Consider the following 23,532-nt stretch of genomic DNA (forward strand, 5'->3'; position numbering starts at 1 on the left):
CAGCCATGAAATCCTCCGGGAGCACGATCACCGAATGAGCAAAGCCGCCGCTGAAAACGCCGAAGCGACCTCTGAAAATCAGGACGGGCCGCTGCTCGATCTGACCGATCAGACCGTCAAAGCGATGATCAAGACCGCCAAGAAGCGCGGTTACGTCACCCATGACGAGCTGAACAAGGTCCTGCCGAGCGAGGAATTCAGCTCCGAGCAGATCGAGGACATTCTCGCCCAGCTCTCCGAGATGGGGATCACGGTCGTGGATTCCGAAGAGGATGTGGACAACGAGGCCTCCAGCTCTGACGACGAGGAGGACGACGAGGACGAAGAAAAGTCCACGGCCGTCGCCAAGAAGGCCAAGAGCGAAGTCGCCGCGGGCCAGAACACCACGTCTGCGCAGGACCGCACCGACGACCCGGTGCGCATGTATCTGCGCGAGATGGGCTCGGTCGAATTGCTCTCTCGCGAAGGCGAGATCGCCATCGCCAAGCGCATCGAGGCCGGCCGCAACGCGATGATCCGCGGGCTGTGCGAAAGCCCGCTGACCTTTGAAGCCATCATGGTCTGGCGCGACGAGCTGCAGGAAGGCCAGGTCCTTCTGCGCGACATCATCGACCTCGACGCCACCTATGGCGGCGTGCGTGAAGACGCCACCGCGGTCTCTGACGATGAGGAAGAGGGCGAAGGCGACGAGGCGAAGGCGGATGACGCCGAGGCCAAGTCCGATGATGAGTCTTCTGACAGCGAGGATGGCGAGAAGTCCGAGGGTGAGAGCGACGAGGACGGCGACGACGAGGATGACGGCGCGAACATGTCTCTCGCCGCCATGGAGGCCGAGCTGCGCGACGGGGTCATGGAGACCCTCGACGCCATCGCCACCGATTTCGACGTCTTCCGCCAGCTTCAGGACCGTCTGGTGTCCTCGCGTCTGTCCGGCAAGCATCTGAGCGACAAGGATCAGGCCGCCTATGACGACGTGTTCGAGCGGATCGTGGCGAATCTGAATTCGCTGCACCTGAACAACGCCCGGATCGAGGCGCTGGTCGAACAGCTCGACGCCATCAACAAGAAACTGATGGGCTTGGAAGGCAAGCTGCTGCGCATGGCCGAAGCCCATGGCGTGCCGCGCACCGACTTCCTCAAATCCTATCAGGGCCACGAGCTTGATCCCAACTGGCTCAAGGATATGGCCGGCAAGTCCAAGGCGTGGGGCCGGTTTGTCGAGCGCGAGGAGAAAGAGGCGGGCGAGCTGCGTGAGCAGATCGCGACCCTGGCTCAGGAATCCGGCGTGCCGATCGACGATTACCGGCGCATCGTCGCCACCGTCCAGAAAGGCGCGCGTGAAGCCCGCGTGGCCAAGAAGGAAATGGTGGAGGCCAACCTGCGCCTGGTGATCTCCATCGCCAAGAAATACACCAATCGCGGCCTGCAATTCCTCGACCTGATCCAGGAAGGCAATATCGGCCTGATGAAGGCGGTCGATAAGTTCGAATATCGCCGCGGCTACAAGTTCTCCACCTACGCCACCTGGTGGATCCGTCAGGCGATCACCCGCTCGATCGCCGACCAGGCGCGCACCATCCGTATTCCGGTGCACATGATCGAGACGATCAACAAGATCGTGCGCACCAGCCGTCAGATGCTCCACGAGATCGGTCGCGAGCCGACCCCGGAAGAGCTGGCGGAAAAGCTCTCCATGCCGCTTGAGAAAGTGCGCAAGGTGATGAAGATCGCCAAGGAGCCGATCTCCCTCGAAACCCCGATCGGGGACGAGGAAGACAGCCATCTGGGCGATTTCATCGAGGACAAGAACGCGGTTCTGCCCATCGATGCGGCGATCCACTCCAACCTGCGTGAAACCACCACTTTGGTGCTCGCCTCGCTCACTCCGCGTGAAGAACGCGTGCTGCGCATGCGCTTCGGCATCGGCATGAATACCGACCACACCCTTGAGGAAGTGGGCCAGCAGTTCTCGGTGACCCGCGAGCGGATCCGCCAGATCGAAGCCAAGGCCCTCAGAAAGCTCAAGCACCCGAGCCGCAGCCGCAAGCTGCGCTCCTTCCTCGACAGCTAGAGCGCTGGCGACAGGTCAACACGAAAAGCCCCGCTGGTGACAGCGTGGCTTTTTGCTGTTGGGGCGCAACCAACGCCGCGGCGGGGCGTTGGGTCTGCAAGCGCCTTTCCTTTTCCTGCGCTCTGCGCAAGGCTTGCCGGATGAATCTACTGACCCTGTTTCGCCCTCTCGCCCTGTTGATCCTTCTGGCGAGCGCCTTGGCGCTGTGTTCAGCGCCTGCATTCGCGCAAACAGAAGACGAGCCAGCTGGCGGCGAGATCGCGCTTGAGACCGACGCGCCGTCGGACGCCGCCATCGCCCAACGCATCGCGACTATTTTTGACGAGATCGATACCCTGTCCGCGGTCGAGATCACCGTTGAGGCCGGGGTCGTCACCCTGACCGGGCAGACCGTGACCGCGGATGCGGCCAACCGCGCGGAGACGCTGGCGCTGCGCGTTGAAGGCGTGGTGACGGTGGAGAACCGGATCGGCCGGGACGTCTCTGTCGCCACACGCGTCGCGCCGGCCGTGGGCGAGCTGGAAACGACGGTGCAGGACCTGGTGCGCGTGCTGCCGCTCCTGGCGCTCGCGGTGCTGGTGTTCATGGCGTTGAGTCTTCTGGGCTGGCTGCTGAGCCGCTGGGATGGACTGTGGCGCGTTCTGACGCCCAATCGCTTCGTCGCCGAGCTTGTGGGCTCGACGGTGTTTGGTCTGTTTGTGGTGTTCGGATTGGTCTCGGCCCTGAACCTGCTGGACGCCACGGCGTTCCTGGGCGCGCTGTTGGGGGCGGCGGGCGTGATCGGTCTCGCTGTGGGCTTCGCCGTCAAGGACACCATCGAGAACTATATCGCCTCGATCATGCTGTCGGTGCGCCAGCCTTTCCGCCCCAATGACCATGTGGTCATCGACGGCCAGGAGGGGCGGGTGATCCGGCTGACCTCCCGCGCAACCGTCCTCATGACGCTTGAAGGCAATCATCTGCGCCTTCCCAATGCCCTGGTGTTCAAGGCGGTCATTCTCAACTACACCCGCAACCCCGAACGCCGTTTTGACTTTGTGCTGGGCGTGGACCCCGAAGACGATCCGTTGTCGGCGATTGAGACGGGGTTGGGCGCGCTGAAATCACTGACTTTCGTGATGACCGAACCCGACCCGTCCGCGGGCATTCGCGAGGTGGGGGATTCCACGATCAACCTGTTCTTCGCCGGCTGGATCGACCAGACACAGTCCGACTTCATGAAGTCGCGCTCGGTCGCGATCGCGACCGTGAAAGCGGCGCTCGACGCGGCGGGCTTCACCTTGCCAGACCCCACCTATCGCCTGCGCATTGATAGCGGCGCCCTACCGGCGGCGTCCCCGTCAGTAAAAACGCCCGCGAGGACGGCGAAGCCGCCCTCAGCGCCGGCAAAACCCGAGCTTGCAGACGCTACGGACGTGGCGCCGGACACCTCGCTGGCCGAGCGCGTCGAGGAAGAGCGTCGAGAGGTCAAGTCGGGCGACCTGCTTTCAGAGGACGCGCCCAGCGAATAACCGGGCCTATCCCGTCCCAATACAGGAGATACCATGAGCCAGTCAGACCTGACCGTCCGCGCCGCGCGCCCCAAGGATGCAGCGGCCATCGCCCGTCTGTCGCGAGAACTCAATGAGGTGGTGGGGGACTCCACCGAGCACTGCACACCAGAAAACATCAAGAGCACGCTGTTCGGTCAGGATGCGAGCTTTCATGTGCTGGTGGCCGTGCCGGCTGATGGCGAACCCATTGGCTATGCGGTGTGGCATGCCTATTACGACAGCGGACATGGCGGCGCCGGCGCCTGGCTGGCCGAGGTTTGCGTGGGCAAGGCCGGTCGCGGCGAGGGCGCCGGGCGTGCCCTGTTTGAAGCCGTCGTCGAGGATGTGCGCGAGAGCCCGGCGACCTTCCTGATGTGGACCAGTTCTGAAACCGAGGCCGCCGAGGCGCTCTATGAAAGCTCGGGCGGTTACGCCAAGCCTGTGCGCCGCTGGGAGCTCAACGGGCTCTGAACAGGTTTTCAGACCTTGATGGACTGTCATTTGGGCGTGGGGCGATTACCCGATACGCTGAGCGCGACTGGGGGATTCATGCTCAAAACCGCTTTGATCATGCTTACGCTGACGGCTCTGCCGGCTACCGCGCAGGAGCGGGCGACGCCGCATCTGGACGCTGTGGACGACGCCGTCGCGCCGATCATGGAGGCGGGGCGGTTTCCAGCCGTTGTGGTGGCGGTGCTCGATCAGGGCGCCCCCGTGCATGTGGGCGAATATGGCTTTGCGAGCCTTGAGCACGCCGCGCCCGCTCGCGCTGACAGCGTGTTCGAGCTGGCCTCATTGACCAAGCATATGACGGCGCTGATGGTGCTCAGCCTGGCTGAGGAGGGGCATCTGTCGCTCGATGATCCGCTTTCGCGCTATGTCGAAGACACGCCGGAGGCCTGGTCCGCCATCACGATCAATCAGCTCCTGAGCCATATGGCCGGGCTGGCGCATCGATTTGAGGCGCGGCCCGACGGTGAGTTCCAGATCGCCTACAGCACCGAGGACATGCTGGCGTCTGCCAGGTCGACCCCGATGGAATCGGAACCGGGGACCGATTGGGGCTATTCGGATCAGGGCTATTTCCTGCTCGGACTCGTGATCGAAGAGGTGACACGCCAGTCTTTTGAAGCCGCCCTGCGTCAGCGTTTCTGGGCGCCGCTGGGCATGAGCCAGACACGCATGCTCGATCAGTCCGCCATCGTGCCCCATCGCGCGGAAGGCTATGGCGTTTATGAGGGTGAGCTGGCGCGCAATCGCCGGGTCTGGCAGTTCGGCCTGACGTCGCATTTCGGCGTCACCTCCTCGCTTCAGGATCTCATGATCTGGGAGGCGGAGCTGGATGATCCGCAGGTGCTTGATCCTGACGTGATCGTGCAGGCCGCCGAAATCCAGCGCGCCTTTGATGCAGGCGATAGCTGCGAGCGCTGGGGCTATGCCCGCGGCTGGTGGAGCCACGACGTCAACGGCCATCAGATCACCAGCCATGCCGGCTATTCGGGCACGGCCTATGTGCGCGACATGACGTCGGGGCAGTCGGTGATCGTGCTGACCAATCGCGAGGATGGGGAAGGGTTGGTTTCCCCCATGGCCATCGCCTGGGCGGCGGGCCATGCCGCCGGGATGGACGTGCCCGAAAACGGTCTGACCTGCTGGCGCTAGCGCTCTAGCCGCAGCACGTGCCGCTGGACGGCGCGTGCGGGGAGGGGAGCTCGAACGGATTGCCGGTTGTCTTGCAGCAGGCGCTGCTGGCGCCAGCCGGACGCAGCTCGACGGTGGCGGAGACGAATTTGAGGCCGTCGAGCTTCGCGATCAGCGCCTCATCGGTGATCGCCAGCGGGCGGTGATCGACGAGATCGGGCGCCTCAAAACCGCTCTCCCTGGTGATGGTAAGGAAGTCGGTCCAGGCCAGCGCGCCCGCCAGGCATTCTCCGTACAGGATCGGGTCTGTGCGCAGCTCGGCGGGCACTTCGCGCTCGGCATAGACATCGGCGAAATGCATCACGCCATCGGGCTTCAGCAGATGGCGAACGCCGTTAAACACGGCAGGTTTGTCGGTGGAGAGGTTGATCACGCAATTGGAGATCACGAGATCAAAGCTCGACGGTTCGAGATCGAGCTGATCGAGCTCCTCGATATAGCCCTTGAGGAAGCGGGTGTTGGGCTTGGCGTAGCCGAAGCGCTCGGCGTGCCAGGCTTCATGCTCAAGCGCGACCTTGAGCTGATTGTCGGTCATGTCGACGCCGACGACCTCGCCGGTCTCGCCCACAAGCTGGGCCAGCAGGAACACGTCCCGGCCCGTGCCGCAGCCCAGATCGAGAATGCGTTTTCCCGCAAGGCCTTCGGGGGCGATCAGACCGCAGCCATAATACTTGCTGGCGACCTCGGGGTGGATGTGTGTCAGAGCCTCGAGGATATGCGGTTCCGGGGTGGAGATCTCGCAGCAGGCGTCCGATTTCAGATCGCCGCTCGACTGCAGCACATCGCCGTAATAATCCCGAACCTGATCGCGCATGATGACCCTCGATTGTCTGTGTGCGGCCGGACTGTTTCAGATTTCAGGCGGTCGGTCGATACACGGAATGGTGAAACCGAAGAGAGGCTGCACGTATGGCTCAGCACACGCTTGAGATCGAGACCCGCGGGCCGGGGCTTTACGAATTCACGCGCGAGGCGCAGCGCTTTGTGGCGGCGTCCGGCGCAGACGAAGCGCTTCTGACCTGTTTCGTGCGCCATACCTCGGCACCGGTGGTGATCCAGGAGAACGCGGACCCGGATGTTCAGCGCGATCTGCAGGCATTCTTCTCGCGTCTGGTTCCGCGGTCTGACGAGCCGTCCATGAGCTGGCTGAGCCACACCACCGAGGGGCCTGACGACATGCCCGCCCATATCAAGTCCGCCCTGACCGCGTCTTCGGTGGGCGTGCCGGTCAGCGGCGGCCGGTTGATGCTCGGAACCTGGCAGGGGCTCTACCTGTTCGAGCATCGCGACCGGCCGCATGTCCGGCAGATGGTGCTGCACCTGTCGGTCTAGCCGGCGGCTTTCTTCCGGCGCAGCAGGCGGCGGAAGCCGATGATGACGCCGGAGATCACCGGCACCGCGATCACCAGCCAGGGCAGGGCGCCGGCGAGGAACAGGATCAGGCTGGCCACAGATTCGGCGAAGACATCGCCCATCTCCTTGAACGCGCGACCGATCGGGTTGAAGGTTTCGGGCTCCACCACCTGGCGCTCGGCCTGGTAGTTCAGCGTCAGCAGGGAGGTGTCCACGCGCTGGCGCAGGGCGGCGAGGACGCTGGCCTGCGCATCAAGATCAGCCTGCACATTCGCCAGTTCCCGCTCGACGGCCAAGAGGTCAGACAGATCCCCGTCACGGGTTTCCAGCAGCTGCTGCAGCCGGTCGCGCAGGGTGGTCTGGGCCTGAACGCGGGCGGCGGTGTCGACAATGCGCGTGGTCAGATCCTCGACCGAGGTCTGGTCGGACAGCACCTGGCCGCCCAGCTCTTCGGCCTCGGTTTCAAGCCCGGCGCGGAATTCGACGATCCAGTCCGGCGCGGCGCGCAATTGCAGATAGGCGCTGGGGCGCGGCCCGTCCGCATTGTTGACCTGGGCGCGGATCACCTGACAGGTGGCGGGCCCGGCGTTCTGGCAGGCCTCCACATGGGCGGCATGGGCGCCGCCCAGAATGTCGGCGGGCAGCTCGAGGCTGGTCTGGTAGGTATAGGCCAGCAGCGGCCCTTGAGCCGCCTCCGTAGCGCCGTCAGGGCGCTGGACCCGGCTGCCCGAGACCGTGATCTCGTCCGCGCTGGCGCGCATCCGGGCGGCGGGGGGCGGCGGCGCCGGTTCAGGGGCGGCCTCCCGGATCGCGTATTCGGTGGAGGCGCCGCCCGAGACGGGCCGGTTCGCCTCTTCGCCACAGCCTGTCAGAACAAGGCTTGCGGCCATTAGTAATCCCGCTTCACGCCACATGGTCATCCCCTCATATTGGCCCGGTTTCACCCTATCATGCGCAGGGCGAACCTGAACCAGTCTTGAAGCGCGTGAGGCGATTTTGAGGCGCGGCCCTGTCCGCCCCGAGGCGAAGGGGCGCAGCTTGCCGCTTCAGTTGGGCGATGCGTCCGCGCCCCAGTTTGCTAGTCTTCGCCAAAGCGCGATCCTCCGATTCGCGCCCCGCCTGCCAAGGAGCTCGCCATGACCACCGCCCCGCTCGGCTCGAAAGCCAATCCCAGCCAGTATGACTGCCTGCCGGATCTTGCCGAGGACGAACCCTATTTCGTCATCCGCGCCGATGACCCGCTGGCCAACGCCCTGGTCGAGCTGCACGCCTATATCGGCGCGGGGCAAGCGGGCGCCGCGCACAACAAGCTCGCCGAGATCATGGAATTGACCCGCGAACAGCCGCCGCGCCCCGCCGGCAGCCCGAAATACCGCGAAACCTTCGCCATCTCCCTGTCCATGGAAGCCTGGCGCGGCAAACACCCCAAATAAGCCCGACCGCGCGGACTTATCCCCCGTGCGAGTCGCATGGGGGTGACTCCTCCTACGACGACTACCATTCGGCTCTCATCCGGGCTCTCAGGACTCGCGCGACTCCGATACCGGAGTCGCGCCGCCTCGCCTTTACCTACCAACCCTGAGAAAGAACCGGGCGGAGTCTAGGCGCGGTTGCGGGGGAGGGGGATGAGTTAAAACTTGAGAGCTGAATTCCTGGGCGAGCAAAGCGATGACCCGGGACCTCCCTCCGCTTGAAGCGCCCTGTTTTGCACGAGGCCCCGGCTCTGCGCTGCGCTTGGCCGGGGTTTCACTCACATACCCCCGTCATTCACCGGTATATCCGGTGAATCCATGCCGTGACCTTTGATCCAACCAACCGGCATGGATCCCCCGCATGAAGCGGGGGATGACAGGATTGAGCCTTTAGAGATCGTCATCCTGACGAAGGCCGGGACCCGGAGACCATCCAGCGTTGCGCATCCGGCGCTGGACCCCGGTCTTCACCGGGGAAGAGAATAATACCTCGGTCCTCGGACTTGATCCGGGGACCCATACCTAGCCGAGCCGCCGCATGGGCCTCCGGGTCAAGCCCGAAGGCCGAGAGGCTGGGGGCACGCTTTCCAACAGTCCCACCGGTCATCCCGGCCTTGAGCCGGGATCTGCTGAAGGCGTCTCTGTGATCAGAACAGAGTGGTTTCGGTAGATCCCGGATCGCTTCGCGTCCGGGATGGCGAAGGAGCGGAAATAAGTGATTATAAGTCCCGCCGTCAGGCCCTTATTATTTTAATCACAATATTTCAGTTGCTTGGGCTGAGGCGTGGCGCGTGAGTGACGCCGCGAGTGCGGCTTGTGTAACGCGAGAATTTGCAGTCAGGTGTCAGCTGTACTTGCTTTTCCTTAACGCGATGGCGACTGTCGAAATTCCGGCCCCATCTTGTCTATAATTGAGATGTGGTCGTCGCGATTCATATCTATCCGACCGATAAGTAGAGGGAGCAATCGCGTTCATGAGTGACGGGCACGAACAGGGTCACTTGTCCTCTCGTTGGACAGGAATAGTAGGAAGCGCTGACCGTATTTACTTTATCGGCTTGATAGTTGGCGCAGTCTCAATTGTCGGGTGGTTTGTAGCGTCCGTTGTGGCGCCGCAGGAATTCGTCCCGAACGTAATTACCGAGTTCTTCGGGATCGCCCTTGAAGTTTCTCTTATCGTGACGCTGTTGGATTGGTTGTCTGCACGCAGAGAGAGGAAAAAGTGGGAGAAGGCAACGCATTTGGTGACTGATGATATCGTTCACCATTTGCATTGGACGCTAAACGTTGTTGAAGAATTTGAAGTCGCGTTACGTGCTCACTCAGGCAAGTCAGATGGTTCGCTGCCTTATAACTGGTGGGACTTGGGAAACTCGGCTGATTGGACAAAAAAAGAAGGCCGCTCCATCGCGACACAGCATCTTGGAGCCTTGGCGATAGCGCCGGAATATTCTTTCCTGCTGGCGCAAACAACCGAGTTATGCGGGGCTATTGAGTCTGCTTGCGACCAAGTTGTAGGGTCAAATTGCACTCCGTTCGATTTAGAGTTTCAGTTCGAGAATATTTGTGCGGTTAGTTTGCGCCTCAGAGATATTTGCAAGGCAAGCGTTCCCTATGCTGAATTTGATAATACGTGGTCTAATCATTTGATGAAGCGCGCCGAAGCGATGCGTGAGCGCTGGGATGTGCTTCTTGAAGATTTTCACGAAGAATATTCCGCTCGCGAGGTGCGCTAGGACGAATAGAGACAGCGTCCGAAAACAAACATTTCTGGGAGGCTCATTGAGCAATTTGCCAGAGGCTATCGAAGGCATGAATTTCAACCTCAATATGCCTCCTGAAATGTCCGCTTCCGGGATAGAGCAACCAAGGCCCCCCAAAGCCACCCCCTACCCAAACACCCCCTTAATCCCCACATGACAAATATGTCAGTGCGAAACGGGTGTTTTTTCCGGCGCGATGGAGTATATCGCACTGCAGCACACTCATGTTCATGACGAGGGCGGAATGCAACTCACCATGATGAAGACCAAGCTTCACCGCGCGGCGGTGACGCAGGCGGACCTTCACTATGAAGGCTCCATCTCCATCGACCAGGACCTGCTGGATGCGGCGGGCATACTGGTCAATGAGCAGGTGGATGTCCTGAACATCAACAATGGCCAGCGCTTCACGACCTACGCCATCTCGGCCCCGCGCGGCTCGAAGATGTTCGGGATCAATGGCGCCGCAGCGCGCCTGGCGCAGCCGGGCGACCGCATCATCGTGGTGGGCTATGCGGGCATGGCGGCGGAAGAAGCGCGCCAGTTCGTCCCCACGGTCGTGCTGCTCGATGAGAACAATGACGTGGTCAGCGTCGAGGAAGGCTCGGGCCGCAAGCTGGATGCAGCTTAGGCGGTTTTTTGCGGGGCGCTTTTTCGAACGGTAAAACCGGTCCCCACTTTTACTGAAAAAGCGCCTGCCTCGTTATATCAAAAGTAAAACGCCCCGCCGGGATCCGGCGGGGCGTTTTGCATGCGCTCAGGGGGAGTGCATGAAGGTCTGTTTCTGGTCGCTTTTCCGAACCACAAAACCGGTTCCCACTTTTGTTGGAAAAGCTCTGATGTCTCTGGTCGCTTTTCCGAACCACAAAACCGGTTCCCACTTTTGTTGGAAAAGCTCCTAGTCGAACAGGGCGTCGATCGCGTCCTGATCCATCGCCAGCAGGTCGTCCACATTGGTCTGGTCCGTCTCCGGGCCGCCAATGGCGGGACCGTTGAGGTGGAGCTTGGCCTTGCGTTCTTCCTCGGCCTTCTCGTTGGCCGTGGCTTCGGCGTCGTTCACGCCCATGGTCTGAGCGAAGCGGGCCACGCGCTCCTCGATATGCTTGAGCGAGCTGACCACCTTGGACACGCGCTGACCGGTGAGGTCCTGGAAGGAGCACGCCTCGATGATCTTCGTCATCGCGTCGCTGACTTCCATCTTGTAGGCGTCCAGATCGTCGGTCTCGCTGATCATGAGCGCTTCAGCCTCGCTCATGATGGTCTCGGTCGCCCGTTCGGTGTCGGCGATCAGCGCTTCCAGTTCGGCGCCCGCGCCCGGAAGCCGGGATTCGCGGATGTCGTTGGGGCGCAGATGGGCGATTTCATCACGGGTTTTCGCGATGTACTCGGCGATGGAGTTGAATTCGGCGTGGATCGACTTGTCCAGCGACCCGAAAAACATCTGCATGGTGTCGGTGAGCTGCTGCGCCATGCGCAACACCTCGATCAGCTGCACGTTTTCGAGATCGGAAACCTTTACCGACTCCAGAGACTGGCGTACGCGTGCGGCGACTTCTGCGGCAGGCATGTCGGTCTTCCTTTCAATCCAGCCCTTGCGGGAATTACATCGGACCGTCCCTAATGAGCCGTTAGCCATAGGGGCGGCGCGGGCTCTCCCGGCCTAGAACTCGCCGATGACGGCGGTCATCTTGGCTTTCAGCGTGCCGGCGTTGAACGGCTTGACGATGTAATTGTTCACACCCGCCTTTTTCGCCGCGATCACGTTCTCGGTCTTGGATTCCGCCGTGACCATGATGAAGGGGGTCGCCTTGGTCGATTCGTCTGCCCGCACTTTCTGCAGCAGCTCGTAACCGGTCATCGGCTCCATGTTCCAGTCAGAGATGACCAGACCATATTTCTTCTTCTTCATCTTCTCGAACGCTTCGGTCCCGTCCGAAGCCTCGTCCACATTCTCGAACCCGATCTGCTTGAGCAGGTTCTTGATAATGCGAACCATGGTTTTGTAATCGTCCACCACCAGGATCGGCATCGTCATTTCGACCGCCATGACCCTTCCTCCATCCAATTAACGACCATAAGGACCCCTTAAAAGCTCCACTTTAAGGGCTCCGTACGAACGAGACTGTAGACAAGCGCGGTCAAAATTCGGTTAAACACGCGCCGCAACAGGAAAGGCGGTTACACCATGAGTGAATTTGAAGGCTTCGGCATCACCGAACTGGAAGTGGGTCAAACCGCTGAGATCACCCGGCTGGTCGATGAGAACACGGTGCGGCAGTTCGCCGAGGTGTCGGGCGATTTCAACCCGCTGCACATGGACGAGGCCTATGCCGCGCGCTCGCCCTTCCGCGGGCGGATCGCCCATGGCGCGCTGGTGGCGAGCTTCATTTCCTGCGTGCTGGGCAATCATCTGCCGGGGCCTGGCGCGGTGTTCGCCGGCATGACCATGCGGTTTGAACGTCCCGTCCGGATCGGCGATACCGTCATTGCGCGCGCCACGGTCACAGACGTTGACGTCAAGGCGCGGCGCGTGAAACTCGCCTGCGTGTGCGAGGTGGAGGGCCAGACCTGCATGGAAGCCGACGCTGAAGTCATCGTTCGCAAGCGCCGCAAGAGCACGGCGTAAGGCGTGGCGGTCTATCACGGCTATTCCGACCTGCCCGAGCTGTCGCGCGGCTGTGTGGCGGCGCTGGGCAATTTTGACGGCGTGCATCGCGGCCACAGGGCCGTGATCGAGACCGCCTGCGCCTTCGCAAAAAGCCTCGACGCCCCGTGTGCGGCGGCGGTGTTCGCCCCGCATCCGCGCCAGGTGTTCGCCCCCGACGCGCCGCCCTTCCTGTTGATGAGCGACAGCCAGCGCGTGCGCGCCCTGAAGGCGGCCGGCGCGGAAGCCGTGTTTCACATCCCGTTTTCAAGGGACATGGCGGCGATGACGCCGGAGGTCTTTGTCCGCGACGTGCTGGCGGACGGGCTGGGCCTGAAGGGCGTGGTGACGGGCGCGGATTTCTGTTTCGGCAAGGACCGGGCGGGCGACGCCGAGGCGCTCAAGACGCTGGGCGAACGATATGGCGTGGCGGTGAAGATCGCCGATGCGGTCAATCTTGAGGACGCCTCGGGCAAGATTTCCTCGACCAATGTGCGCAACGCCCTGCGTGAGGGCGATGTGAAGACCGCGGCGGCGCTGCTCGATCGTCCCTTCGCCATCGAAGGCGAAGTGTCCCAGGGCGATCAGCGCGGGCGCCTCCTGGGCTTTCCGACAGCGAATATTGCGCTGGGGGAGTATCTGCGGCCGAAATTCGGCGTCTATGCCGTGCGCGCGCATCTGCCGTCAGGGCGGACTGTCCCCGGCGTCGCCAATCTGGGCTCCCGCCCGACTGTGAACGGGACCGAGGCTAGGCTCGAGGCGCACCTGTTTGATTTCAGCGGTGATCTCTATGGCCAGGTGCTGGAGGTCGAGCTGATCGACTTCATCCGCCCTGAGCAGAAGTTTGACGGGCTGGATGCGTTGAAGGCGCAGATCGCGGCGGACAGCGCCACGGCGCGGCAGATGCTGGGGGTTTAGGAAAAGAGGCCTCTCTCTGCCTCTCTCTCTCCCGTGTCATCCCGGACGCGCAGCGATCCGGGATCTACCGGAACCGCTCTGTTCTGATCACAGAAATGAAGCTGGCAGATCCCGGCTCAAGGCCGGGATGACACGGGAGAGAGAGAGCGAGGACCTAAGCCGCCCGCTTGAAGAAGCGCACCATTGTGTCGCCCGCTTCCAGCGTGTCCAGAAGCTCCCAGCCTGTCGCACTGACCTCCACGCCCTTGCGCTCTTCCAGCACGGCGATGGCGTCGTCCTTCACCCACGCGCCCTCCACCAGGCGGGCGAGGGCGGTGTCGCCCAGCCCTTGCGCGTAGGGCGGATCGAGGAACACCAGATCAAAGGGCGTGCCCATATTGGCGGGCTTTGGGCCGAGATCGGTGGCGCTGCGCCGGTGCAGCTTGGTGCAGCCAAAGAGCTGCAGGCTGTCCACATTGGTGCGGATGGCGCCGCGGGCGGCGGGATCGGTCTCCACAAACAGGGCAAAGCTCGCGCCGCGGCTGATCGCTTCCAGGCCCAGAGCGCCCGAGCCGGCGAACAGATCCATCACGCGCAAGCCCTCAAGCTCCACGCCCCAGGCGGCGTGGGTGAGCTTGTTGAAGACGCTTTCGCGCACGCGGTCGGTGGTGGGCCGGGTCTTGTCGCCCTTGGGGGCGGTGATGGCGCGGCCCTTATGAGCGCCGGCGACGATCCGCATCTGATTTGCCTTTGGAAGCCTTGCCGCCCGAGCCCTTGGGGTCAGAGCGTTTGGAGGATTTGGGTTTCTCGTTGGCCTTGGGTTTGGCTTTCGCCCAGCCCTTGGCGGTTTTGGACTTGCCGCCCGCGGGCATGATGGAGTCCGCGTCGAGACCCGCCCTGGGCTTGCCGCCGGATTTCTGATGCGGACGGTTCGCCTTGGGCTTGGCTTTCGCCGTGCCGGTGCGGGTGTCGGGCTTGGCGGTCTCGCCGGGCTTGAGCGGCAGGCCGTCGGTGTCGAGCGGGTAGAGCTTGCCCAGCTGGTCGCGCAGGACGCTGAGCTTGCTTTCAGAGATTTCCCCGCGCTTGAGCGAGCCGAGCTGGAAGGGGCCATAGGCGACCCGCATCAGCCGGTTCACGGTCAGACCGACGCTTTGCAGCACCTTCCTGACCTCGCGGTTCTTGCCTTCCTTGATGCCCACGGTCAGCCAGACATTCGCGCCGGTGCGGCGATCGACGGTGACTTCGACGGGGCCATAGACCACGCCGTCCACCACCGTGCCGTTTTCCAGCTCGGCCAGCGCCTTGTCGGACGCATTGCCATAGGCGCGCACGCGATAGCGGCGCGTCCAGCCGGTGGAGGGCAGTTCGAGCACCCTTGCCAGCTCGCCGTCATTGGTGAGCAGCAAGAGGCCCTCGGAATTGAGGTCGAGCCGCCCGACCGAGATCACCCGGCCCATATCCTGGGGCAGGGTCTGGAACACCGTGTCCCGGCCCTGAGGGTCGCTGTGCGTGGTCAGAAGGCCCACCGGCTTGTGGTAGCGCCAGACACGCGTCGGCGGGCGCTGGCCAATGCTCTCGCCGTCCACGCGCACATCATCGCCCGCCATGACCTTGAAGGCGGGGGTGCGCAGGATCTCGCCATTGACGCTGACCCGGCCCTTCTCGATCAGCCGTTCGGCCTCGCGCCGCGACGCAATCCCGGCATGGGCCAGAACCTTGGCGATGCGTTCTCCGCCCTCTTCTTCAGGCGTGTCGGGGGTAGACGGGGTGTCGGTCAAAACTTGCCAGCGCTCCAGGCCAGAGGTAAGGCCCGCTCATGACGACGATGAAACCGACGCCCGAGCAGGATCGTGAAACCGGCTTTATGCGGCGAGCACTGGGTCTTGCGCAAGCCGCCGCTGCCGCGGGCGAGACGCCCGTGGGCGCGGTCATTGTCGATCCGCAGACGGATAACATCATCGCCGAGGCGGGCAATGCCCCGATTTCAGACTGCGATCCCACCGGCCATGCCGAGATCCGCGCCCTGCGTCTCGCCGCGCAGAAACTCGGCAATTACCGTCTGACCGGGCTGGAACTCTATGTCACGCTCGAGCCCTGCGCTATGTGCGCGGGCGCGATCAGCCATGCCCGCATCGGCAAGGTGATCTATGGGGCATCCGACCCCAAGGGCGGGGCGGTCGATCATGGTCCGCAATTCTTTGCACAGCCCACCTGTCATTGGCGTCCCGAGGTTCAGGGCGGCGTGCTGGCCGATGAAGCCAGTGAGATGCTGAAAGCCTTCTTCCGAGCGCGGCGCAAGGCGAAGGGCTAGGCCCAGCCAAACCACATCATGAAGCCGCGCAGGGCGCCCAGCGGGGCGAGCACCAGGTCGAAGATCAGCCACAGCCATTTGACCATCATGGCGTCGCGGACCACGGCGGTGATCCAGCCTGCGAGCGCGACAACGCCCAGACAGCCGCTGCCGAAGCATCCCCCGCGTTCGCGGACCTGAATAATCATCATGATGTCTTGCTCCTGTCCCCCGACCGGCCTTCAGACCATGTCGGGACGGAGGGGGAGCGGGTCAAGGCTTGGACTTGGGCGGCGTGGCCTGACCGGCCTCTTCCTGCTGCATGTCGAAGGCCTCCACTGTGGCGTAGATCTCGTCCATGGCGATGAAGGCATAGGGCTCTCTGTCATCGCATTGATGGCCGGGCGCGAAGGTGTCCGCCAGGATGCGGGCGGCGTTGTTGGCGTCGCTGATGGTGCTGGCGTCCACCACATAGAGCGGGCAGGCGACGGTCTGGTAATCGTCCGGGGTGAGCGCCGTGATCAGCAGAAGGTCCTGGCGCTGCATGGGGGGCTCGCCTGCGGGCTCCTCCGTTTCGTTGGGGTCCGCATCCATGTTCGGCCCCTCGCTGATATAGCGATGGATGGTGGCGTAGACGCCCTCGGCATCCATGCGCCATTCGATCGTATTGTGGAAATTGCCGAACAGAAGCTGGGCCGGCGGACGATAGAAATCGGTGCGCTCGCTGCCGTTGAAGGCGTAGGAAATCCCGCTGCCATGCTCGCTGGCGCGGAAGAACACGCTCCAGTTTTCATAGCCGGGGCAGGCGCTTTCCCAGACCGGCTCGCCTTCGAGCTGATAGCTGGGGCAGGCGTCGATCTGCACGTAGGCGCTGGACGGCTCGCTCTGGGCGAGGGCGGAGGTGGAGTAAGCGCCGAGTGCGGCAAGCGCCAGAGCCGTGCGAAGCATGATGTCGTCCCCTGTAAACTGCCCGCTCATACTCGCCTGTTGGGGCGGAAACTCAAGCGCCTGCGAGCCGCAGGTCGAGCCCGGCCTGAACGCCCGGCCATTCTTCAGGCAGGATGGAGAAGAAGACAGTATCCCGCCGATCCCCGCGCCAGGTGCGGGTATGACTGCGCAGCGCGCCTTCCCGGATCGCGCCCAGCTTGAGCATGGCGGCCTGGCTGCGCTCATTGAGGTGATGGGTCTTGAGCTCCACCCGTTCCGCGCCGCCGGAGAAGGCCTGATCGAGCAACAGCGCCTTGCAGGCCGGGTTGGTGACCCCGCCACGCCAGGCCGCGCCATACCAGGTCCAGCCGATTTCCACGCGCTGATTGTCGCGGTCTATCTGCAGGAAGGCGGTGTGGCCGGCATAGGAGCCCGTCGCCCTGGACCAGACCGCATGGCTGATCTGGGTCCGGCTCTCCTGACCCTTCAGCATCATGTCGAACCAGGGATCAAACCAGACGCCGTCGCCGCGTTTGGTGGTCAGCGCCCAGATCTCTTCATCCTGTGCCAGCGGGCGCAACGCCTCGCGATGGCTTTCCTTGAGCGGTTCAAGGCGCACATGAGCGTTCTCAAGCAGTTCAGGCTCAAGCAGCATTGTCCGCCTCCAGGTCAAGCGTCATGAAGACATTGAAGTCACTCGCCTGATAGCCGCCAAAGGGCGGGCATTCAGAAAAGCCCAGCCGGGCGTAGAGGGCCAGCGCCGCCTCGAACCCGGCTGTATTGCCGGTTTCCAGCCAGAGCGAGCGATAGCCGCGGCTGCGCGCTTCATCGATCAGATGCGCCATCAGGGCCCGCCCGGCCCCCTTGCCGCGTGCGGCCTCGGCCACATGCATGGACTTGACCTCGCCAGAGCGGTCATCGAGCGCCTTCAGGGCGACAACGCCCAGCAGGGTCTCGCCGTCACGCGCGCTCCAGAAGGTGATGTCGGGCGTCTTCAGGCCCGCCACGTCGAGAAAATGACAGGTGTCGGGCGGGGATTCTTCGAGCGCGAAGGCGGCGTGAACTTCAAGAAGCGCGGTTATGTCATCGCGGGCGGGGTCGTCCGGTGCAATCAGAATGGAGGACATGACGGGGCCTTTCACCCTTGAAATTGCTGCACATGCTAGCACGACACTCCGCAGGCGCCATTGTGACGCAGGGTTTTAAGGCTGGATTTCTGCGCCGACATGTCCATAATTAGATAAGCTCTTAAGAACTGATCGTCGGTCCCGCTCCGGATCGTCGCCAAGGGGAGGCCTGTCGCCATGAATTTTGAATACTCCGACCTGTGCAAAGACTATCTGGCGCGCGTCCGCGCCTTCATGGACGAACACATCTATCCCAACGAGCCGGTGTATGCCGCCCAGATGGCGGCGTTCGGAACCGATCGCTGGCAGGTCCCCGCCATCATCGAGGACTTGAAGGCAAAGGCCAAGAGCGCGGGTCTGTGGAATCTCTTCCTGCCTGACAGTGACGAGGGCGCGGGCCTGTCCAATTCCGATTACGCGCCGCTGGCCGAGGAAATGGGCCGGGTGCCGTGGGCCAGCGAGGTGTTCAACTGCGCCGCGCCGGACACCGGAAACATGGAAGTCTTCGTGCGCTACGGCACTGAAGAGCATAAGCAGAAATGGCTCAAACCGCTGCTGGCGGGCGACATCCGCTCGGCCTTCCTGATGACTGAACCGGCCGTGGCCAGCGCCGACGCCACCAATATCGAATGCCGGATCGAGCGCGATGGCGACGAATACGTCATCAACGGCCGCAAATGGTGGAGCTCGGGCGCCGGTGATCCGCGCTGCAAGGTCTTCATCGTCATGGGCAAGACCAATCCGGACGCCGATGTGCACTCCCAGCAGTCCATGGTCGTGGTCCCCGCCGACGCCAAGGGCATCACCATCGAGCGCTTCCTGCCGGTTTTCGGCTATGACGACGCGCCGCACGGCCATATGGAGATCAAGCTCGAGAATGTGCGCGTGCCCGCTTCCGCCATCCTTCTGGGCGAGGGCCGGGGCTTCGAGATCGCTCAGGGCCGGCTTGGCCCGGGCCGCATCCACCACTGCATGCGCACGATTGGCGCCGCCGAGCGGGCGCTGGAGCTGATGGTCAAGCGCCTGATGAGCCGGGAAGCCTTCGGCAAGCCGATCATCAAGCATTCTGTGTGGGAAGGCCGCATCGCCACCGCCCGCATCGAGATCGAGCAATGTCGTCTTCTGACGCTGAAGGCGGCGTGGATGATGGACACGGTGGGCAACAAGGTCGCCCGCGGCGAGATCGCCATGATCAAGGTGGCTGCGCCGCGCATGGCGCTGAAGGTGATCGACGACGCCATCCAGGCCCATGGCGGCTGCGGCGTCAGCAATGACACCCCGCTGGCCTATTCCTATGCCGGCATCCGCACCCTGCGCATGGCGGACGGCCCGGACGAGGTGCACGAACGCACGATCTCCCGGCTCGAAGCCAAGAAATGGCTCAACGGCTGAGCCCCCTCTGAGACGCCTGAAGCCCCGGTCCTCGACCGGGGCTTCCTGTTTCTGACGATATGACTGCACATAAAGTGATCTGGATCGCGCATGCTCGCGTAAAGGCGATCAAGCAATCCGTGAGATGACAATGTTCGACTATCCTGCGCCCTGGATCATCGCCGGCCTGGCCGCCCTTTTGGGCTTCGGCATGGGCTTCGCCGCCCTGGTGACGCCGCGCTGGGCGCAAAGCGTTGTGCGTCTGGCGCCCGACCCCCGCTGGAAGGGCGGCTGGGCGGAGTTCCGCGCCAGCTTTGGCGGCGCGCTGTGCCTGCTGCATGGCGCGGTGCTGCTGACCCTGGTCATGAGCTTCCAGGCGGGCGCCGGCGCGGTGATGGGATCGAGCTTCGCCGCCAGCCTGTACTGGCTGGGCATGGTGATCGGTCGCGGACTCTCCATGCTGGCGGACGCCGAGCAGGAGACGCGCACGAGCTATAACCTGATGGGTCTGGGCTTCGAGCTGGTCATGGCGGGCGCGCTGGGCGCGCCCTTCCTGAGCCATCTGGGCGGCTAGGCCCCTTCGGCAATGCTCCAGGCGTATTCGGCCATCGGCTTGACCAGAGCGCCCATTTCCTTGGCCTTTTCATTCGACGCATTGCCCTGCAGCGAGCGGGCATAGACGCCCTGAACGATGCTGGTCAGGCGGAAGATGTTGTAGGCGAAGTAGAAATCGAGCTTCGGGATGCCGTTGCGGCCCGTGCGCTCGCAATAGGCCTTCACGTATTCCTCTTCGGTGGGAATGCCCATCGCCTTGAGATCCTGACCGAGGAAACCGTTGCGGATGTCCTTGGGCGTGCGCCATTGCATCAGCTGATAGGTGAAGTCCGCCAGCGGATCGCCCAGCGTGGACAGCTCCCAGTCGAGCACCGCGATGACCCTGGGCTCGGTGGGGTGGAAGATCATGTTGTCCAGACGATAATCGCCATGCACCACGCTCGTCCGCTCCTGCGCCGGGGCGTGTTCAGGCAGCCATTCGATCAGCTTGTCCATCGCCGCGACCGTCTCGGTTTCCGCCGCCTTGTACTGCTTGGACCAGCGGCCGATGGAGCGCTCGAAATAATTGCCCGGCTTGCCGTAATCGCCAAGGCCCGCCGCCTCATGGTCGATGGAGTGCAATTGGGCGAGGGTGGCGTTGGACGCGTCATAGATCGCGCCGCGCTGATCGGGGCTGAGATCGGGCAGATACGGGTCCCAGAAGATCCGGCCTGCAACGAAATCCATGATGTAGAAGGCCGTGCCGATGACGCTGTCATCCTCGCACAGGCCGAACATGTGCGGCGCGGGGAAGCCCTGTTCGCCAAGCGCCTTCATCACCCGGTATTCGCGATCCACCGCGTGCGCGGACGGCAGCAGCTTTCCCGGCGGCTTGCGGCGCAGCACGTATTGCGCCCCCGGGGTGGAGAGCTTGTAGGTGGGGTTCGATTGCCCGCCCTTGAACTGCTCGACCGTCAGCGGTCCCTTGAAGCCTTCCACATGCTCGGCCATCCAGCGCTCGAGCGCAGACTGGTCAAACTTCAGCGCGTCAGCGACCGGCTTGGTGCCGGAGAAGGTCTCGTCAAGTTGGGACATGGGTCGGGGTCACTCTTGCTTGTCTAAGTGGAAATCCCGGACGGTCCTCTAGACCGGTCCGGGACCTCTATGCCGGTTTTGCACCAAAGCCTTGATAGCCCCGGATCCGCGCCCTGCGCCGTCCGGGGCCAGGCCTTACTCTTCGTTCTTGTGCACCACGCCGCGGGCCATGACGAAGTCGATGTCCATCAGCTCTTCGATGTTCTCGAGCGGATCGCCATTGGTCGCCACGATGTCGGCGGAGAAGCCCGGCGCGATGCGGCCGATCTCGTCCTCCAGCTGCACATGGCGCGCGCCCACGGTGGTGGCGGTGGCCAGCGCTTCCATCTCGGTCATGCCCGCCATGGTGTAGAGCAGGAATTCGCGCGCATTGTCGCCATGGGCGGAGACGCCCGAATCGGTGCCGAAGGCGATGGTGACGCCGCCCTCATGGGCGCGGCGAACCATTTCCAGCATCAGCGGGCCGACGACGCGGGCCTTGGCGGCCTGGAAGGGCGTCATCCAGCCGGCATCGGCCTGGTTGGCCACCCATTCGCCGGCCATGACGGTGGGCACGAGGACTGCGTCATTGTCACGGAACAGACGGATCGATTCGCGATCGAGATAGGTGCCGTGCTCGATGGAATCCCCGCCGGCGCGCAGGAAGGCGTTGATGCCCGTCACGCCATGGGCGTGGGCGGTCACCTTGCGGCCCATCATGTGCGCGGCGCCGACAATGGCGTCCAGCTCTTCCTGGAAGAATTGCTGCTCGACGCCTGCGCCAGTGGAGGACAGCACCCCGCCGGTGGCGGTGATCTTGATGACGTCCGCGCCTTCCTGCACCAGCTGGCGCACGGCGCGGGCGCAATCATCCGCCCCGTTGCACGCATAGGGGCTGCCATTGGCGCGCATCACCTCGACGCTCCAGCCATTGATGTCGGCATGGCCGCCCGTGGGGGTCACGGCGCCGCCGGCGATGCGCATGCGCGGACCGGGGAATTCGCCCGCCTCCACGCCGGCGCGCAGGGCGCGCACGGCTTCCATATTGCCGCCCACATCCTGCACGGTGGTGAAGCCCGCCATCAGCGTCCGGCGGCTGTAGAGAACGCCGTGAATGGCGTCGTCCGCGCTGCTGTCGGTAAAGGTCGACAGACGGCTTCCCGCGCCCTGCTGGCTGGTGATGTGCACATGGGCGTCGATGAAGCCCGGCATCACCCAGGCGCCCGTCAGATCGACGATCTCGGCGCCGTCCGGCGTGACATAGCCGTTCTCGATGGCTTCGATCTCGTCGCCCCGGACCAGAATGGACACCTGGTCGCGGACGCGCTCCTCGCCGGGCGCGGCGATCAGATGGCCGGCATGAATGACGGTAAGCGGTTCAGCCTCTTGCGCCAGAGCGGCGGCGGGCCAGACGGCGGCGAGCGCGCCAAGCGCGGCGATAGTGCGGATCATGTCTCTCTCCCCTTTGCTCTTCAGAGCTTAACCGCAAAAGTGTCCGGCTCCGGGGCGAGTGTCAAACCTCAAACAACATCAAATGCGACCGCGACAATGCAAATCGCCCGGCGCGAGGGCCGGGCGTTTCGTTAAAAACAGTCCTGTCGGCTTAAAGGCCGGGCAGTTTGCGACGCACGGTGCGCCGGCGTTCGATCTCCACCTCGCCGCCGCCGGTGACGGTCTCGATCGCGGCGGTTTCCTCGGCCGGGTCGATCGGCTGGCCGCCCTGCTGGATCAGGCGTTCATTGTCGCGCCAGAAAAGGATGCGGTTGGCGAAGCTTTCATCCTTGCGCACCAGAGCGGCGGATTCGCCGTCGATGATGGCGCGGACATTCGGATTGGCGTCCGCCGCGCCGGCGCGGGAGGCGAACAGGATTTCCGCATCCGTGGCGTTGGAGGAGGACTGGGCGCCGAACAGGGCGCGGCGCGCCTGCTGGTCCTGGAACATGTCCTCGGCGCGCAAGTCACCCGGACGCGGCGGGGTCAGATTGTATTCCGGCGGCACCGAGAGCGGCGCAATCGTGACGACGCGAAACTCGTCCGGCGTGGTCTTGTCCACGCCAAGCGCCTGACGGACGCCGGAATTGCAGCCGGTCAACGCGAACAGGGCGGTGGCGGAAAGGATCAGGGCGGTGCGCATACGCATGGTCGAAAGCTCGCTTTCAGAGGCGGTTCTCACCGCTTGTATCAGACTGGCGCACGCTCTGGCCAGAGGCCGGGGCGCCGCGCGAAACCGGTCAGCGGTCCCCGTTCAGGACCAGGTCCAGGACCATGACCGCGACGCCGACGCAAATGCCGGCGTCCGCGACGTTGAAGACATAGGGGAAATAGAGCCCCGAGAAATCGAAAAAGTCGACCACGGCGCCATAGATGAAGCGGTCGATGACATTGCCGATGGCGCCCCCGATGATCAGGCCGAAGGCCAGCGCCTGCAGACGGCGCGTGGTCTGGAACATCCACACCACCAGCATGCCCGCAATGGCGAGCGAGACCCCCGCCAGCAGATAGCGCTGGGCCGGGCTGTCGGCCTGGAACATGCCGAAGCTGACGCCGTGATTCCACACCATGGTGAGGTTGAACCAGGGGGAGAGGACTTCGACCTGCTGCGGCGTGCGTCCGTCAAGATCAAGCCCGTACAGGATCCAGTATTTGCTGGCCTGGTCAGCGATCAGAACGAGCACCGCGGTGATGAAGCCGAAGATCGTGAACGATCCGGCGGGGCGTTTCCGCGCGAACATTCGCTGCATGATCAAGTCCCTGCATTCCCTGTTTGAATAGGCTT

At 63.4% G+C, this 23,532-nt stretch carries 27 protein-coding genes; 13 read left to right on the plus strand and 14 right to left on the minus strand.

What is annotated here, in order from left to right:
- The first annotated feature begins 34 nt into the window (after nucleotides 1–34).
- The 4 genes from rpoD (at nucleotide 35) to OA2633_RS13470 (ending at nucleotide 5,265) form a co-directional block, all read left to right on the plus strand.
- Nucleotides 35–2,071: an RNA polymerase sigma factor RpoD gene (gene rpoD / locus OA2633_RS13455; RefSeq protein ID WP_009803118.1), complete on the plus strand. Its 2,037-nt coding sequence runs from the start codon at nucleotides 35–37 to the stop codon at nucleotides 2,069–2,071.
- A 140-nt stretch (nucleotides 2,072–2,211) separates the two neighbouring features.
- The gene (locus OA2633_RS13460) at nucleotides 2,212–3,582 is read left to right on the plus strand and encodes a mechanosensitive ion channel domain-containing protein (protein WP_009803119.1); all 1,371 of its coding nucleotides are present in this window, start codon (nucleotides 2,212–2,214) and stop codon (nucleotides 3,580–3,582) included.
- A gap of 33 nt (nucleotides 3,583–3,615) precedes the next feature.
- Entirely contained in the window at nucleotides 3,616–4,074 is a 459-nt protein-coding gene (locus OA2633_RS13465) for a GNAT family N-acetyltransferase (RefSeq protein WP_009803120.1), read from the plus strand.
- Nucleotides 4,075–4,152: 78 nt separating this feature from the next.
- Nucleotides 4,153–5,265 (plus strand): serine hydrolase, encoded by a 1,113-nt coding sequence (locus OA2633_RS13470; protein ID WP_009803121.1) that lies wholly within the window; start codon nucleotides 4,153–4,155, stop codon nucleotides 5,263–5,265.
- A gap of 4 nt (nucleotides 5,266–5,269) precedes the next feature.
- On the opposite strand, the gene OA2633_RS13475 is transcribed toward OA2633_RS13470, so the two are convergent.
- Entirely contained in the window at nucleotides 5,270–6,118 is an 849-nt protein-coding gene (locus OA2633_RS13475; protein WP_009803122.1) for a methyltransferase domain-containing protein, read from the minus strand.
- 95 nt (nucleotides 6,119–6,213) lie between these two features.
- Between OA2633_RS13475 and OA2633_RS13480 the strand changes: the two genes are divergently transcribed.
- Nucleotides 6,214–6,636, plus strand: a complete 423-nt coding sequence (locus tag OA2633_RS13480) for a secondary thiamine-phosphate synthase enzyme YjbQ (protein ID WP_009803123.1) — start codon at nucleotides 6,214–6,216, stop codon at nucleotides 6,634–6,636.
- Here OA2633_RS13480 and OA2633_RS13485 read toward each other — a convergent pair.
- Nucleotides 6,633–7,571: a DUF4349 domain-containing protein gene (locus OA2633_RS13485; protein WP_162010998.1), complete on the minus strand. Its 939-nt coding sequence runs from the start codon at nucleotides 7,569–7,571 to the stop codon at nucleotides 6,633–6,635. The two genes, OA2633_RS13480 and OA2633_RS13485, sit on opposite strands and share 4 nt — an antisense overlap.
- Nucleotides 7,572–7,793: 222 nt before the next feature.
- Here OA2633_RS13485 and OA2633_RS13490 point away from each other — a divergent pair, with 222 nt between their 5' ends.
- The 3 genes from OA2633_RS13490 (at nucleotide 7,794) to panD (ending at nucleotide 10,523) form a co-directional block, all read left to right on the plus strand.
- On the plus strand, nucleotides 7,794–8,090 hold the full coding sequence (locus tag OA2633_RS13490; RefSeq protein WP_009803125.1) for an aspartate decarboxylase: 297 nt from the start codon (nucleotides 7,794–7,796) through the stop codon (nucleotides 8,088–8,090).
- A gap of 1,013 nt (nucleotides 8,091–9,103) precedes the next feature.
- Nucleotides 9,104–9,865, plus strand: a complete 762-nt coding sequence (locus OA2633_RS16195; RefSeq protein WP_156776263.1) for a hypothetical protein — start codon at nucleotides 9,104–9,106, stop codon at nucleotides 9,863–9,865.
- Between the two features lie 271 nt (nucleotides 9,866–10,136).
- Nucleotides 10,137–10,523 (plus strand): aspartate 1-decarboxylase, encoded by a 387-nt coding sequence (gene panD, locus OA2633_RS13495; RefSeq protein ID WP_009803127.1) that lies wholly within the window; start codon nucleotides 10,137–10,139, stop codon nucleotides 10,521–10,523.
- A 267-nt stretch (nucleotides 10,524–10,790) separates the two neighbouring features.
- Here the strand turns inward: panD and OA2633_RS13500 are convergent, their stop codons facing one another.
- Complete coding sequence (locus tag OA2633_RS13500; protein ID WP_009803128.1) at nucleotides 10,791–11,459, minus strand: protein phosphatase CheZ; 669 nt, start codon at nucleotides 11,457–11,459, stop codon at nucleotides 10,791–10,793.
- A gap of 93 nt (nucleotides 11,460–11,552) precedes the next feature.
- A complete protein-coding gene (locus OA2633_RS13505) occupies nucleotides 11,553–11,939 on the minus strand; it encodes a response regulator (protein ID WP_009803129.1) in 387 nt (128 codons plus the stop codon).
- Between the two features lie 138 nt (nucleotides 11,940–12,077).
- Between OA2633_RS13505 and OA2633_RS13510 the strand changes: the two genes are divergently transcribed.
- Complete coding sequence (locus OA2633_RS13510) at nucleotides 12,078–12,518, plus strand: MaoC family dehydratase (protein WP_009803130.1); 441 nt, start codon at nucleotides 12,078–12,080, stop codon at nucleotides 12,516–12,518.
- Between the two features lie 3 nt (nucleotides 12,519–12,521).
- Nucleotides 12,522–13,454 (plus strand): bifunctional riboflavin kinase/FAD synthetase, encoded by a 933-nt coding sequence (locus OA2633_RS13515; protein WP_009803131.1) that lies wholly within the window; start codon nucleotides 12,522–12,524, stop codon nucleotides 13,452–13,454.
- A gap of 154 nt (nucleotides 13,455–13,608) precedes the next feature.
- Here the strand turns inward: OA2633_RS13515 and rsmD are convergent, their stop codons facing one another.
- Together rsmD and OA2633_RS13525 are read right to left on the minus strand one after the other, a co-directional pair.
- Nucleotides 13,609–14,172, minus strand: a complete 564-nt coding sequence (gene rsmD, locus OA2633_RS13520; RefSeq protein ID WP_009803132.1) for a 16S rRNA (guanine(966)-N(2))-methyltransferase RsmD — start codon at nucleotides 14,170–14,172, stop codon at nucleotides 13,609–13,611.
- Nucleotides 14,147–15,211: a pseudouridine synthase gene (locus OA2633_RS13525; protein WP_009803133.1), complete on the minus strand. Its 1,065-nt coding sequence runs from the start codon at nucleotides 15,209–15,211 to the stop codon at nucleotides 14,147–14,149. Before OA2633_RS13525 ends, rsmD begins: the two co-directional genes overlap by 26 nt.
- 47 nt (nucleotides 15,212–15,258) lie before the next feature.
- On the opposite strand from OA2633_RS13525, the gene tadA reads away from it, so the two are divergent.
- Nucleotides 15,259–15,744, plus strand: coding sequence for a tRNA adenosine(34) deaminase TadA (gene tadA / locus OA2633_RS13530; RefSeq protein ID WP_206740542.1), 486 nt, complete (start codon nucleotides 15,259–15,261; stop codon nucleotides 15,742–15,744).
- Here the strand turns inward: tadA and OA2633_RS13535 are convergent.
- The 4 genes from OA2633_RS13535 to OA2633_RS13550 form a co-directional block, all read right to left on the minus strand.
- On the minus strand, nucleotides 15,741–15,935 hold the full coding sequence (locus OA2633_RS13535) for a hypothetical protein (protein WP_009803135.1): 195 nt from the start codon (nucleotides 15,933–15,935) through the stop codon (nucleotides 15,741–15,743). The genes tadA and OA2633_RS13535 overlap by 4 nt on opposite strands.
- A 61-nt stretch (nucleotides 15,936–15,996) precedes the next feature.
- Nucleotides 15,997–16,671: a hypothetical protein gene (locus OA2633_RS13540; protein ID WP_009803136.1), complete on the minus strand. Its 675-nt coding sequence runs from the start codon at nucleotides 16,669–16,671 to the stop codon at nucleotides 15,997–15,999.
- 52 nt (nucleotides 16,672–16,723) lie between these two features.
- Nucleotides 16,724–17,305, minus strand: a complete 582-nt coding sequence (locus OA2633_RS13545) for a GNAT family N-acetyltransferase (protein ID WP_009803137.1) — start codon at nucleotides 17,303–17,305, stop codon at nucleotides 16,724–16,726.
- Nucleotides 17,295–17,777, minus strand: coding sequence for a GNAT family N-acetyltransferase (locus OA2633_RS13550; protein WP_009803138.1), 483 nt, complete (start codon nucleotides 17,775–17,777; stop codon nucleotides 17,295–17,297). Before OA2633_RS13550 ends, OA2633_RS13545 begins: the two co-directional genes overlap by 11 nt.
- Before the next feature lie 177 nt (nucleotides 17,778–17,954).
- Here OA2633_RS13550 and OA2633_RS13555 point away from each other — a divergent pair, with 177 nt between their 5' ends.
- Entirely contained in the window at nucleotides 17,955–19,169 is a 1,215-nt protein-coding gene (locus OA2633_RS13555) for an acyl-CoA dehydrogenase family protein (protein ID WP_009803139.1), read from the plus strand.
- A gap of 130 nt (nucleotides 19,170–19,299) precedes the next feature.
- Nucleotides 19,300–19,722, plus strand: a complete 423-nt coding sequence (locus tag OA2633_RS15595) for a hypothetical protein (RefSeq protein ID WP_050752881.1) — start codon at nucleotides 19,300–19,302, stop codon at nucleotides 19,720–19,722.
- Here OA2633_RS15595 and OA2633_RS13560 read toward each other — a convergent pair.
- The 4 genes from OA2633_RS13560 to lspA all read right to left on the minus strand — a co-directional run bounded on the left by OA2633_RS13560 (nucleotide 19,719) and on the right by lspA (nucleotide 23,488).
- Nucleotides 19,719–20,777 (minus strand): phosphotransferase family protein, encoded by a 1,059-nt coding sequence (locus OA2633_RS13560; RefSeq protein ID WP_009803141.1) that lies wholly within the window; start codon nucleotides 20,775–20,777, stop codon nucleotides 19,719–19,721. The two genes, OA2633_RS15595 and OA2633_RS13560, sit on opposite strands and share 4 nt — an antisense overlap.
- 135 nt (nucleotides 20,778–20,912) lie before the next feature.
- Nucleotides 20,913–22,208, minus strand: a complete 1,296-nt coding sequence (locus OA2633_RS13565; protein WP_009803142.1) for an amidohydrolase family protein — start codon at nucleotides 22,206–22,208, stop codon at nucleotides 20,913–20,915.
- Between the two features lie 151 nt (nucleotides 22,209–22,359).
- Nucleotides 22,360–22,896, minus strand: coding sequence for a DUF3035 domain-containing protein (locus OA2633_RS13570; RefSeq protein WP_040612750.1), 537 nt, complete (start codon nucleotides 22,894–22,896; stop codon nucleotides 22,360–22,362).
- 91 nt (nucleotides 22,897–22,987) lie between these two features.
- On the minus strand, nucleotides 22,988–23,488 hold the full coding sequence (gene lspA, locus OA2633_RS13575; RefSeq protein ID WP_009803144.1) for a signal peptidase II: 501 nt from the start codon (nucleotides 23,486–23,488) through the stop codon (nucleotides 22,988–22,990).
- Between the last annotated feature and the right edge of the window lie 44 nt (nucleotides 23,489–23,532).

This window comes from Oceanicaulis sp. HTCC2633 (genome assembly GCF_000152745.1).
Lineage (GTDB): Bacteria > Pseudomonadota > Alphaproteobacteria > Caulobacterales > Maricaulaceae > Oceanicaulis.

Bases quoted from the DNA above. Each gene is read 5' to 3' on its own strand.
- tadA (WP_206740542.1), top strand. From the start codon at position 15,259: ATGAAACCGACGCCCGAGCAGGATCGTGAAACCGGCTTTATGCGGCGA.
- OA2633_RS15595 (WP_050752881.1), top strand. From the start codon at position 19,300: ATGTTCGACTATCCTGCGCCCTGGATCATCGCCGGCCTGGCCGCCCTT.
- OA2633_RS13545 (WP_009803137.1), bottom strand. From the start codon at position 17,305: ATGCTGCTTGAGCCTGAACTGCTTGAGAACGCTCATGTGCGCCTTGAA.
- rsmD (WP_009803132.1), bottom strand. From the start codon at position 14,172: ATGCGGATCGTCGCCGGCGCTCATAAGGGCCGCGCCATCACCGCCCCC.
- OA2633_RS13465 (WP_009803120.1), top strand. From the start codon at position 3,616: ATGAGCCAGTCAGACCTGACCGTCCGCGCCGCGCGCCCCAAGGATGCA.
- OA2633_RS13460 (WP_009803119.1), top strand. From the start codon at position 2,212: ATGAATCTACTGACCCTGTTTCGCCCTCTCGCCCTGTTGATCCTTCTG.
- OA2633_RS16195 (WP_156776263.1), top strand. From the start codon at position 9,104: ATGAGTGACGGGCACGAACAGGGTCACTTGTCCTCTCGTTGGACAGGA.
- OA2633_RS13510 (WP_009803130.1), top strand. From the start codon at position 12,078: ATGAGTGAATTTGAAGGCTTCGGCATCACCGAACTGGAAGTGGGTCAA.
- OA2633_RS13470 (WP_009803121.1), top strand. From the start codon at position 4,153: ATGCTCAAAACCGCTTTGATCATGCTTACGCTGACGGCTCTGCCGGCT.
- OA2633_RS13505 (WP_009803129.1), bottom strand. From the start codon at position 11,939: ATGGCGGTCGAAATGACGATGCCGATCCTGGTGGTGGACGATTACAAA.
- OA2633_RS13480 (WP_009803123.1), top strand. From the start codon at position 6,214: ATGGCTCAGCACACGCTTGAGATCGAGACCCGCGGGCCGGGGCTTTAC.
- OA2633_RS13500 (WP_009803128.1), bottom strand. From the start codon at position 11,459: ATGCCTGCCGCAGAAGTCGCCGCACGCGTACGCCAGTCTCTGGAGTCG.
- OA2633_RS13570 (WP_040612750.1), bottom strand. From the start codon at position 22,896: ATGCGTATGCGCACCGCCCTGATCCTTTCCGCCACCGCCCTGTTCGCG.
- OA2633_RS13555 (WP_009803139.1), top strand. From the start codon at position 17,955: ATGAATTTTGAATACTCCGACCTGTGCAAAGACTATCTGGCGCGCGTC.
- panD (WP_009803127.1), top strand. From the start codon at position 10,137: ATGCAACTCACCATGATGAAGACCAAGCTTCACCGCGCGGCGGTGACG.
- lspA (WP_009803144.1), bottom strand. From the start codon at position 23,488: ATGTTCGCGCGGAAACGCCCCGCCGGATCGTTCACGATCTTCGGCTTC.
- OA2633_RS13490 (WP_009803125.1), top strand. From the start codon at position 7,794: ATGACCACCGCCCCGCTCGGCTCGAAAGCCAATCCCAGCCAGTATGAC.
- OA2633_RS13485 (WP_162010998.1), bottom strand. From the start codon at position 7,571: ATGTGGCGTGAAGCGGGATTACTAATGGCCGCAAGCCTTGTTCTGACA.
- OA2633_RS13475 (WP_009803122.1), bottom strand. From the start codon at position 6,118: ATGCGCGATCAGGTTCGGGATTATTACGGCGATGTGCTGCAGTCGAGC.
- OA2633_RS13560 (WP_009803141.1), bottom strand. From the start codon at position 20,777: ATGTCCCAACTTGACGAGACCTTCTCCGGCACCAAGCCGGTCGCTGAC.
- OA2633_RS13550 (WP_009803138.1), bottom strand. From the start codon at position 17,777: ATGTCCTCCATTCTGATTGCACCGGACGACCCCGCCCGCGATGACATA.
- rpoD (WP_009803118.1), top strand. From the start codon at position 35: ATGAGCAAAGCCGCCGCTGAAAACGCCGAAGCGACCTCTGAAAATCAG.
- OA2633_RS13565 (WP_009803142.1), bottom strand. From the start codon at position 22,208: ATGATCCGCACTATCGCCGCGCTTGGCGCGCTCGCCGCCGTCTGGCCC.
- OA2633_RS13535 (WP_009803135.1), bottom strand. From the start codon at position 15,935: ATGATGATTATTCAGGTCCGCGAACGCGGGGGATGCTTCGGCAGCGGC.
- OA2633_RS13540 (WP_009803136.1), bottom strand. From the start codon at position 16,671: ATGCTTCGCACGGCTCTGGCGCTTGCCGCACTCGGCGCTTACTCCACC.